Here is a 10,818-nt window from a genome sequence, read left to right as displayed (position 1 = left end):
CATCGCGACGTGGGTGCCGAACCCACGGAGGGCACGGCGGACCTGGTCGGCGTCCGCGTGGGCGGCGGGGCCGGCCCCGGCGGCCACCACCCGGAATTCGGGCTGCTGCCACAGACTGCCGTGCAGGCTGTCGCGGACACCGATCTCGGCGCCGGTGGGCGGGTGGGCACCGCGCAGCGCGGCCAGGTCGCGCAGCGCCTGCTCGCGGACCTCGGCGGAGCCGTGGTGGACCAGCGGCCACAGCTCGTTCTCCGCTGTGGTCACCGGCAGCGCGCCGGGTGAGTAGGGCGGCGGATCCTGCGTCGTGTACGGCGACGGGTTCCCGGCGACGTGGGGAGATGGCGGGTTCTCCGCGAGGTGGGGCGCAGGCGGCCCGGTGCCGAGGGCGTCGCCCTGCCCGGTGGTCTGCGGGACGACCGGCGGGGGCGGGGCGAGGGCCGGGCCGTCCCCACCTGTGCTGTCCGTTCGCGAGGGGCCGTCGGCGCGGTCGGCGGGACTGTCGCCGGGACGGGCGGGCCCGTCGGGCTCGCGTGTGCCGGAGTCGCCCCCGGACACGGTGGGCGGCCGGTCGCCCAGCCGGTCGATGGCGTGGCGCAGTTCGGCGGCGCTGTTCACGGCGGTGTCGCTGAGCGTGGCCTCGACCTGGCTGCTGATGCCCGCGCCGACGAAGGTGGACCAGCTGGTGGACCAGTCGCCGTCGAAGGCGCCCTTGATCAGGATCTCCGCGAGTGCCTCGCCGGAGCCGGCGGCGAGGAAGTCGGCCGCACCCTTGAGCCCGTAGTGCCCGGCCAGCGCACCCGGACGGTCGGCGTTGAAGCGCAGGAGCTGGTTGTTGCGCCACAGCTCAGGGTTGTTGCGGAAGGAGAGCGGGTTGTTCCGGAAGGTGACGGGGAGGTTGTTCCCGGGGTACGGGCCGTCCGCGTGCGGGGACGGCTCCGGGCGGTCGTGGGGGGTGTCGCGGTCGGGGTTCGGCCGGGGCTTCGGGCCGTTGTCCGTGAGGTCGGCCTCCGGCCTGTACCTGTGGTCGGGGTTGTTCTTGAAGCCGAGGTCCGGGCCGTTCTTGAGGAAGTCGTTGTCGTAACTCCTGACGATCCTCCTCGCGAAGTCGTCGAAGATGCCGGTGAGGAAGCCCGCGGCGGCACCGAAGGCGCCGGCCTTGCCGACGTCGGCCCAGTCGATGCCGTCCGGGCGGCGGCCGTCCGGGGCGAAGTTCATCATCGCCAGCCGCACGGCGAAGGTGGTGAACGCCTCCGCGAACGCCTCGGTCAGGGACGGTGCCAGGTGCAGCCGCTGCAACAGGTGGCTCAGCGTGGTCAGGATGAAGAACCGGCTGCGCATCTTGGCGAGCATGATCTGACTGGCCGAGGCCCCGCCGGTGAAGAACGACATCGCCAGGTAGATGGCGATCTCGATGAGGAGCCGGATGATCTCGGCGATGACCTGCCACTTGGACTCCATGATGTCCATGGACGTCTTGCGGCGGCCTTCGGCGATCTTGTCGAGCTGCTCGGCGAAGTCGCGCAGGTAGTTCTTGCCGCCGTCGTCGACCAGCATGCCCATGGCCCTGCCGTACGACTTGGCGAGGTCGTCCGGCATGGACTCGCCGATGTCGTGGATCGACTTGTCGATGAGCGAGGACAGCCTCTCCAGCTTGCGGCCCAGACCCGAGTAGGGCCGGCGGCTCTCGTAAGCCAGGTCCTCGTCGGCGTCCATGAGCTTCTCCCCGGTGAGGATGAAGATCATCGCGTTGACCTCGGGCGATACCCGGATGCTCATCGCGGGCCGCCCCGGAGCCCGCGCGGGCGGCGCGTCGCGGCCGCCCCACCGGGGCAACGCGGCTCGGCCGCTCCCGGTGTGGTCAGGGAACGGCCTGCGGCGCGGAGGTCAACGGCGGCCATGCCCGCCCGGGTTGCCGTCGATTCCGTCGGTGTCGATGCGGTTGGTGCCCTGCTCGACGTTCTCGATGTTGCGGTCGCGGGTGTCCTTCATCATCCGGACCTGGCTGACCGTGGCGTCGGTGATGCCCACCAGCGCGTCCCGGATGGACATCATGGTGTCCTTGGTGGTCTGGCGTTCCTTCTGCTCCTGCGGTCCGGCCTTCTCGGCGAACTCGCCTTCCGTACCCGGCCACGACACGGTGGGCGCCAGCTCGTCGAGGAACTCCTCCGTCATGCTCCTGGTCAGGGTGCCGATCTCCTCCAGCTGCTTCGCCAGGGCCTCGATGCGGTGCGGGTCGACGTAGTAGCGCTGTCCCATCGTCAGTCCTCTCCCTCGTCGCCGAGAGCGTCCCGCCAGGCGGGGGCGGCCTGGGTGCCGCGTGCCGTGTCCCCGTCGTCCTCGCGCAGCACCTCGGGGCCGAAGATGCGTTCCCAGTCCAGCTCGAAGCCCTTGAGCTCCGGCACGCCGCTGCTCGGCTCCGCGAAGGGCGCCATCGCCTTCATCACGTGCCGGTTCATCTTCAGGCGTGCCGCACCCGCCGCCTCCAGGACACTGGCTGCCAGCTCCTGCGGGGACATGTCCCGGTACTTGTTGTCGAGAAAGTCGATGCCGGTCAGCTCACCCTGCGGGCCCGCCGTGGCACGGACCGCACGGTCGGAGGAGACCGCCGCGAACGACGCGCTCCGCAGCTCGCGTTCGGTGCGCGCGACCGCCTCCTGGGCCGCCTGCAGTTCGGCCATGGCCTTCTCCAGGCGCTTCTCCAGCGGTTCCGTCACGCTCGCCCCCTCCGCTTCCGTCGGTCGTTCCCGCCCGCACCCGGCCCCCGGACGATGCGTCCGGACCGTGGCACGGTTCCGTCAACTGCTGTGTCGATCTTGCCTGGTGGAGACTCCGCCCCGGCCACCGGGGTCGGTCGGGTCACCCCTCCACCGGGCGGCGCTCCGCAACCGCCTAGTGATCACCGGCCGATGACGGACGGGGTGCCGCCTTCCTCGGTCCCCCACACGTCCGCGTCCTCCTCCAGGTAGTCGGCGGATGTGGTGGGCCTGCGGCCGGGCTCCGCCTCCTCCTCGGGGGAGTCACCGCCGGTGGTCGTGACCCGGGACGCCGGGGCCAGGAAGGTGTCGGTGTCCTCCTGCCGGTTCCACGGGCTGCGCCGGCGTCGGTTGCGCCGCTCGCTCTCCTCGGCGGCGTCGACCAGCACGGCGCGCACGCGCTCGCCGTTGCCCTTCTCGCCACCCGCTCCACCCATGCCGCCCATGCCGCCGCCCATCGGCATGCCGGGGCTGCCGGGCGTCCCGGGGGCACCGGGTGTACCACCGGAGGCCGGGGCGAGCGGGCTGCCCGTGTTCGCGGCCGTACCGTCCGAGAGGGGGGCGACCCCGGTCGCGCCGAGACCGTCCGGGGAGAGCGAGCCGGCCCCCGGGAGACCACCGCCGAGGGCGCCCGTCGTCACCTGGCCGCCTCCGAGGCCCAGTTCGGAGAACGGCACGCCCCTGCTGGTGGCGCCACCGCCGCCGGGCGCGTCTCCCCCGCCGGTCCCCACCAGGCCACCGGTCCCGACCGGCCCGCCCGGGCCACCCAGATCGCCGAGCCCGTCGAGACCGTCCAGCACGCCCGAACTCCCCAGACCCACGGACGTGTTGAGGTCCCCGAGGTCCACGGTCTCGGTCCGGCCCCGGGGGTCCGTGCTGGTGGCGACACCGGTTTCCGGGTCGATGCTCTGCTTGCTGCCGTCCGGGAAGGTGGTCTCGAGCAGACCGTTGTCCAGGACGGTGGTGGAACCGTCGGGGTTGGTCACCTTCGCGCCGTGCGTGAGATCGGTCACCACGCTGGAGCCGTCCGGTCCGGTACTGGTGAACATCCCGGTGTCCGGATCGAACACGCCCTTGCTGCCGTCCGGATGCGTGGTGGTGAAGTCGCCGCCGACGAGCCCGGTGTGCCCGCCGGTCGGGGTCTCGATGCCGTTGATGTCACCGAGGTCGCCGAGGCCGTTCGGCCCGTTCAGGCCGCTGAGACTGCCGAGGTTCTCCGTGGTCGTCGTACCGTCCGGGGCGGTGGACACCGCCTGGCCCGTCGAGGGGTCCACGACCTGCCTGGTGCCGTCCGGGAACGTGGTCGTCAGCTTCCCGTCGTCACCGAGCGAGGTCACCGACCCGTCCGGGTTCGTCACCCGCGCACCGTCACCCAGATCCTGCGTGGTCACACTCCCGTCCGGATGCGTGGTCGTCAGCACACCACTGTCCGGATCGAACGAGGTGCTGCTGCCGTCCGGGAAGTCGGTGGCCAGAGCACCGTCGCCGAGCTCGGTACTGCCCCCGGTGGGTGTCCGGAGCGAGGGGCGGTCCCCGTCCAGGTTCCCCAGGTCACCCAGGTCGCCCACCGAGGTGGTGGGCAGGTCGGAGTTGATGTCACCGAGGTCGCCGAGGCCGTTCGGCCCGTTCAGGCCGCTGAGACTGCCGAGGTTCTCCGTGGTCGTCGTACCGTCCGGGGCGGTGGACACCGCCTGGCCCGTCGAGGGGTCCACGACCTGCCTGGTGCCGTCCGGGAACGTGGTCGTCAGCTTCCCGTCGTCACCGAGCGAGGTCACCGACCCGTCCGGGTTCGTCACCCGCGCACCGTCACCCAGATCCTGCGTGGTCACACTCCCGTCCGGATGCGTGGTCGTCAGCACACCACTGTCCGGATCGAACGAGGTGCTGCTGCCGTCCGGGAAGTCGGTGGCCAGAGCACCGTCGTCCAGCCGGGTGCTCCCACCGGTCGGGGTTTCGAGCGAGCCGCCGGCACCGCTGTTGAGGCCGTCCGGGCTGCCGAGCTCCCGCGTGATCGCCTCGTTGGCCGCGTCGGTGGCGTTCTTCGTCCCGCCGGGGCCGTTGTTGAGGTTGCCGAGGCTGCCGAGGTTCTGGGCCACCGGGGGCGGGACGGTCGTGGACCGATCGTCGCCGCCGGGGCCGCCGAGCTCGTCGGTGATCGCGCTGCCCACATCGTCCGTACCGCTGCGGGCGTTGAGGTCGCCGAGGTCTCCGACGCTCTCGGTGACCGGGATGTTCTGGTTCAGCAGGTCGTCGAGGCCGTCGAGGGTCCGCTCGTCGGCCTGGCCGGGACCGTTGAGGCCGCCGAGGCTCTCCTCCATGGCCTTCTGCTGTTCCTCGGACTCACGCTTGGCCTCCTCCTGCTCCCGCCGCTGCTCCTCGCGCAGTTCGTCCTGGTAGCGGCGGTCCTCGTCGCGCTGCTGGTTCTGCTCGTTCCGCAACTCGTCCTGGAGGCCCTTGGCCTCCTCCTGCTCCCGCCGCTGCTCCTCGCGGAGCTCGTCCTGGTAGCGGCGGTCCTCGTCGCGCTGCCGGTTCTGCTCCTCCCGGAGCTCGTCCTGGTAGCGGCGGTCCTCCTCGCGCTGGCGCTCCTGCTCGGCGCGCAGCTCGTCCTGGTACCGGCGGTTCTCCTCGTTCTGCCGGTTGACCTCCTCCTTCTCCTCCTCGAGCTTCCTCTCCTGGTACTCGTCCGAGGCCGTACCGGTCGACTTCGGCTTCGGCACGTTGTCGGAGAAGTCCGCGCCCAGCTCGAGGAAGTGGTTGTTCAGGGCCGACTGCACCTGGGCGGCCGGCTTGCCCAGGTACTCGTCGATGCCCTGGGTCCAGATCTTGACCGCCTTGTCGCCGACCTTCGCCCAGTTGGCGATGTCCGTGAGGTCGCCGTACTCCGGGTGCACCTGGGAGAAGCCGCCCTGCGGGCTGTGACGGACACTCGTCGTGTAGCGGTAGGTGGTGGACGTGATGTCCGTCTTGGCGACGTTGTTCGCGTCGACCCACTGGGCGAGGTCGTCCAGCACGTAGCGAAGCACCCGGTGCGGGTCGTAGTACGAGGATTTGGCCCAGGCCAGCCACGCGTCCAGCAGCTTGCCGGCGGAGTCCACCAGGTACGAGCGGCCCAGGGACAGGGCGCGCGAGTACACGGTGTTGCCGGTGCCGGTCTCGTCGCCCGTTCCGGCGGCCGAGTCGAAGGTCTCCACGTAACTGTCGTAGTTCTCGCGGATCTTCTTCAGCAGGCTGCGGAAGACCTCCGCCGCCTCACCCTTCCAGCTGGCGTCGTCCCGGGCGAACCGGTCTTCCCAGTCCTTCAGCACCAGCGCGTGGTCCCTGAAGAACTTGGCCGCGAAGTCGAAGGATTCGCCTGTGGTGTTGAAGCTGTTCAGGTCCACCGCGTCGGCCCCGGCCACACCCAGGTTGCTGAACCTGGCGTCCTGCGTACTGCCGCCCAGCAGCCCGAGGAGCGCCGCCCGCGGCCCGTTCATGTACCGGGCGAGCGGGATGGTGCTCATCTTGTCCTTGTTGTAGTCCGTGAACTCGTTGCCTTCGCGGACCTGCGCGTTGTGGACGTCGTCGGAGCCCGGAGCCGCCCAGATGAGTTCGTCACCGGCCTTCACGCGCCCCTCGAACACGATCCGGGCCTGCATGATCGAGCGCTTCTTGCCGCTGTCGAAGAACCAGATGTCGTAGTCCTCGCCCTTGTTCTGCAGGAAACCCGAGTCCTTGACGAGCAGGCCGAGGCTGCGCTCCTTGATGTCCATCCGGAAGAGCTTGCCGCCGTGGTCGGAGCGGAGCGTGTCGAAGACGGTCTTCCGGTCCGGCACCGGATAACCGGTGATGTGGGTGACCAGAGTGGCCCAGGTATCGGTCGACGAGTCGCCGGCGTTGTCGTACTTGTCCAGGTTGGCGACGGAGTTGGGATCGTACCGATCGGGCACCGGGCTCCCTTTCTGGTCGGTTGTCGTCCGTGTCGGCGCACGGCCTGTTCCTGACGGGCGTACGGACGGGGGTCTTGCGCGGGCGCGGACGGGCGGCGGGCGCCACCGGTACGCGGGGTGGCGGTCAGGTGCCGGTGGTCTCCGTCGACCCGCTGGTGAGCGTGTCGACCTCGTCGAAGGTCTGCAGCAACGTCTGTGCGTCGATGGCGTCGAGGTTCTTGTCCTTGGTCTTGTTCGCCTCCTCGATCGTGTCGGTGAGCGCCTCCTTCAGCTCCTTGAAGAGGTCCATCTGATCGCCCAGCAGCTTGTCGAGGGCCTCGGCCGCGGTGCGTATGCCCTCGATCAGCTTCGGTCCCGAGACCAGGGGCTCGGTGGCCATCTTGCCGATGCGCAGCAACTGCTGGCCCTGGGCGAGGTTGTCGGGCGTGGTGTGTCCGTCCACGAGGTGCCCGAGCGGCCGGATATGGGAACCGTCACCGTCCTCGCGGTGCTTCTTGGCCGCGGTGTAGACGGGCTGCACCTCGTTGTCGCGGAAGTTCTCCATCTGCTTGAGGTCGAAATGCTTGACGTCGGCCTTCTCACCGGCCATGGGGCGTCCTCCTGCCGTTCGGTGCCGGGCGGGGATACGGGCCGGCCGGGCGAAGGGGCGCCCCGGCCGGCCCCAGGGGCTCCCGTCCGGATCATGCCGGGGCCGCGTGGCCCGCGCGATCCGGACGGACGGCCTCAGCGAGCCCGCACGTTGCCCCAGTTGTCGGCGCTCCGGCGCTCGTCGCGCGAGTGGTTGTCGTGGATGCTCTGGACCAGCTCGCCGCTGTCGCCCAGGAGCAGGGCCATGTTCTTGGTGGCCTGGTCCCACTCCGCCTGGACGCCGCGGTACATCTCCTGGTCGTCACCCTCCCAGGACAGGATGAGCGGCTTCAGCTCGTCCTCCAGGTTGTTGAGGGTGGTGATGATCTGCTGGGTCTGGCCCTTCAGCTCCTCAATAGCGTTCCGGACCGTGGCGTACTGCACATCGATGATGCCGTCGGCCATGACGTCTCCTCTCGGGGGCCGGGCGTCAAGGCCCGGGAAGCACGGTTCCGGTCTCCCCGAAGGGTGCCGGAGCCGCGGGGGTGGGTCAGCGCAGCGCTTCGAAGACGCCCTGGCTGGTCTTGCTCTCGAGCACCTGGGTCAGGTCCTGGTTCTCCTTGGCCAGGCGGTTGGCCGAGGTGACGTTCTCCTGGAGCGCATCGACCATCTTGCTGATCTGGACGACGACCTTCTGCGCCTCGCCGTTCCAGCTGCGGAAGAGCTTCAGCAGGGCCTGGCCCTCGTCGCCGCCGACGCCCGAACGCGCGGCTATCTCGGCGACGTTGTTCTGGATCTTCTCGACCGCGGCCCGGGCCGACTCCAGGGAGGAGACACCTCCCAAGCCCTTGGCATAGTCCGCTTTCCTCGCGGCGCTGTCCGCCATGTCACGCTCCCTTCGTTCAGGCGAGTCTCCTCGCACCGTTGCCCGCCGAGGCTAAAGAGAAATCGGTGTCCGGCGCAACGTTTGCAGGGAAGATTTGAGGTTGTGTCAGCTCACCGGGATTCCTTACGTGGCAATCGAGTTGTGCGGAGGTTTCCGCGAAATGAACGCGGTCGCACGGGGCGTCGGGGATGGTTCTCCGGCGTACGGTGCGAAGCGGTCGGGAAACGGGCGGGCAAAATTGCGAAACGGTTGCCGCAAGGGCCCGTTCTCCGCCGAACGGGCGCTCCCACCGGTCTTCGGGCCGATGCGACCGGTGAAGAAATTTGAGCTGATTCTGAGCTTTCCCCTCGTGCCGGTCGCACGCCGCATCGCCCCCGGGCCGGGGGTACGGGCGGAAACGCGACCGCCCCCCGCTTTTCCTCTTCTGCGGCGTACGGGTGCCTGGGCGCCTCAGGACGTGATGCGGGTCGTGCCGGCGGCTCGCGCCGTGGCCGCGCCTTGCGCCTCGCCCTCCTCGGCTGCCTGCCCCGGCCGTGTGCCAGCCCCGCAGCGCGGAGCTGTGACCTGGGGATCCGAGGTGCCGGAGGCGGCAGCCGGGTCCAGGTCGGCGCCGGTCGGCAGGGCCGCCAGCAGGGGTGCGGGCACCGAGCCGATGTCCCCGTCCGCATAGCCGAGCGCCGCCAGGGAGTCCTTGGCCGGAATTCGGTACTTCACACCGTTCTCCGCCACGAAGTAGGTGGTGCCCGCGTGCGCCGCACCACTCGCGTGCAGCGCGCGGACCAGGGCTCCGTGCCCGGGCCGCACCACCGTGGCATCCGTTCGCACACAGGCTGCCCGCAGCGGCTGGGCGGTCCCCTCCGACACGGCGACCGGGGCCAGTTCGGCCAGCGGTACCAGCACCGACTTGATCCGGGCGCCGCCGCTGTCGCCGTCCACCTGCGCGCAGAGCGAGGTGCCGCGCGGCACCGGCTGCGGGGCCGGGGGCGTGTCCGGCAGTTCTGCGGACGCGGCCGGGCCCGGGTCCGTCGCCCTGTGCTCGCGCAGCGCGTCCGCGCCGACCGCGCGCGCCTCGGGCGACCGCCCCTCGTAGGCGTCCTTCTGCGTGGCCGGGTCACCCAGCACCAGCGCGGCCCCGAGCCGGGTCAGCGGTACCAGCCCGTCCTTCCGCAGCAGGTGGTACGTACTGCCCCCGCCGGGCACGCTGACCGTGAACAGCTGGCCGACGCGGCTGGGTTCACCGCCGAGCACCGGGCCCTCACCGCCGCGCCCCGGCACCTCGGGCGGCGCCAGCGCGGGCCCGGGAGCCAGGGCGTCGAGGAAGGCCGCCGACACCGGCATGGGCTGCTCGGAGCCGTAGCCGAGGGCGTTGCGGGCGTCGGAGTCGTCGTCCAGCGGCAGCCTGCTGCCCCGCCACACCAGGTACTCGGTGCGGTCCGGGCCGCGCACGAGCACTCCACGGCCGGCGCCGACCCCGCGGGATTCCAGGGGCGCCCCGGCGACGAGGGTGGTGGCACCCGGCTTCTCCACGCCGGCGCCCGCGGCGGCACCGGACGTGCTGGGAGCCGCACCGCCGGGCCCGGTGACGCACATGTGCCACGGGGCGTCGTCGAGCCGGCCGGGCCCGGGCAGGGCGTCAGGTGCGCCGGGTATACCGGCCGGGGCGCCCACGGGGACGTCCTGCAGCGAGGCGGTGGCGACGTCCACGGTCGCCAGGTCGGAGCCGCCGATCAGCCGCGCCGAGGCGTAGTTGCGCACCGGGTGCAGCACGCCGTCGGTGCCGGTCCACAGGTAGCGGGCGCCGGTGTCACGGTTGACCACCAGGTGGCGGTCCTCACGCCAGCCGTCGTTGCCGCCGGGGCGCAGCAGGCCGTACACGGTGGCGCCCGCGCCGATCAGGACGGTCACCAGTACGCCGAAGACCACGCCCCGGGTGGTGCGTCCGAGCGGGCTCTCCGGGGCGTCCGGGTCGGCGGTCAGCAGGCCCGAGCTGAGCCTGCCCATCATGAAACCGTGGGCCTGTACCTGGTCGCGCTTGGACTGCACAGCCTCTCCTCAACTCATCGTCCGTGTGACGGCGTACGGGTGTGCTCAGCCGAACAGGCCGCGCAGCCAGCCGAAGAGGCCCGCCACCCACAGGGTGAGCGGCAGCAGCGCGACGGCGAGGGCGGTGTGCGCAAGCTCCGCCGCGCGGCCCCAGTACGGCAGCAGCCGGCGGCCGGGCACCGTCCAGGACGCCGTCACCAGACCTGCGGCCACGGCGAGCAGCACCCCGAAGACGACGACGCGGCCGTCCGCGTCACTGTCCACCGCCCAGGCCCTGGCCATCAGCAGCAGTCCGCAGATGCCGGGCAGCGTCAGCGTCAGCCGTTGCCCGATGTGGACCAGGCCACGGCAGTGGAGGAGGAGCAGGAGGCTCAGTGAGAGACCGGTCAGCACCTCGGGCAGGTCCGGGTTCCAGGCCAGGACGGCCAGGGCTGCGGCGGCGACCGTGCCGGTGGCGGCGAAGAGCGCGGTGACCCAGCGTCCGGCCAGTTCGGTGCGGGCCGCGACCTCGTCGCCCGCGTAGGGGTCGATGCCCTCCTGGAGCTGGCCGGCGGTGGACGGCAGCGCGGGCATCCGCATGCCGGCCAGCTTGAAGGCGAACGGTGCCACGGCTCCCGCGGCGAGGGCGACCACGGTCGCCACC

7 protein-coding genes and 2 pseudogenes are annotated in these 10,818 nt (G+C 71.1%); all 9 read right to left on the bottom strand.

Annotation, left to right across the window (positions count from 1 at the left end; translation table 11 throughout):
* A pseudogene (locus ABZ371_RS22350) lies at positions 1-1,776 on the bottom strand (hypothetical protein); the annotation flags it as partial.
* Positions 1,777-1,884: 108 nt separating this feature from the next.
* Entirely contained in the window at positions 1,885-2,256 is a 372-nt protein-coding gene (locus ABZ371_RS22345; RefSeq protein WP_358682497.1) for a hypothetical protein, read from the bottom strand.
* A 2-nt stretch (positions 2,257-2,258) separates the two neighbouring features.
* Positions 2,259-2,714, bottom strand: coding sequence for a YbaB/EbfC family nucleoid-associated protein (locus ABZ371_RS22340; protein WP_358682494.1), 456 nt, complete (start codon positions 2,712-2,714; stop codon positions 2,259-2,261).
* A gap of 182 nt (positions 2,715-2,896) precedes the next feature.
* Positions 2,897-6,679, bottom strand: a complete 3,783-nt coding sequence (locus ABZ371_RS22335; protein ID WP_358682492.1) for an AAWKG family protein — start codon at positions 6,677-6,679, stop codon at positions 2,897-2,899.
* A gap of 124 nt (positions 6,680-6,803) precedes the next feature.
* A complete protein-coding gene (locus ABZ371_RS22330; protein ID WP_358682489.1) occupies positions 6,804-7,268 on the bottom strand; it encodes a type VII secretion system-associated protein in 465 nt (154 codons plus the stop codon).
* 134 nt (positions 7,269-7,402) lie between these two features.
* Positions 7,403-7,711, bottom strand: a complete 309-nt coding sequence (locus tag ABZ371_RS22325) for a WXG100 family type VII secretion target (RefSeq protein WP_358682486.1) — start codon at positions 7,709-7,711, stop codon at positions 7,403-7,405.
* A gap of 85 nt (positions 7,712-7,796) precedes the next feature.
* Positions 7,797-8,132, bottom strand: a complete 336-nt coding sequence (locus tag ABZ371_RS22320; protein WP_358682483.1) for a hypothetical protein — start codon at positions 8,130-8,132, stop codon at positions 7,797-7,799.
* Positions 8,133-8,582: 450 nt separating this feature from the next.
* The gene (gene eccB / locus ABZ371_RS22315; RefSeq protein WP_358682480.1) at positions 8,583-10,175 is read right to left on the bottom strand and encodes a type VII secretion protein EccB; all 1,593 of its coding nucleotides are present in this window, start codon (positions 10,173-10,175) and stop codon (positions 8,583-8,585) included.
* A 45-nt stretch (positions 10,176-10,220) separates the two neighbouring features.
* A pseudogene (locus ABZ371_RS22310) lies at positions 10,221-10,818 on the bottom strand (type VII secretion integral membrane protein EccD); the annotation flags it as partial.

Origin of the sequence: Streptomyces sp. NPDC005899 (genome assembly GCF_040629645.1) — a bacterium.
Lineage (GTDB): Bacteria > Actinomycetota > Actinomycetes > Streptomycetales > Streptomycetaceae > Streptomyces.
Note: the sequence above shows the minus strand (reverse complement) of the source record. Positions and strands in the feature narration are given on the sequence as shown.

What these genes read in the sequence shown, in the direction of transcription:
- ABZ371_RS22345 (WP_358682497.1), bottom strand. Translation starts at nt 2,256, where the DNA reads ATGGGACAGCGCTACTACGTCGACCCGCACCGCATCGAGGCCCTGGCG.
- ABZ371_RS22330 (WP_358682489.1), bottom strand. Translation starts at nt 7,268, where the DNA reads ATGGCCGGTGAGAAGGCCGACGTCAAGCATTTCGACCTCAAGCAGATG.
- ABZ371_RS22325 (WP_358682486.1), bottom strand. Translation starts at nt 7,711, where the DNA reads ATGGCCGACGGCATCATCGATGTGCAGTACGCCACGGTCCGGAACGCT.
- ABZ371_RS22320 (WP_358682483.1), bottom strand. Translation starts at nt 8,132, where the DNA reads ATGGCGGACAGCGCCGCGAGGAAAGCGGACTATGCCAAGGGCTTGGGA.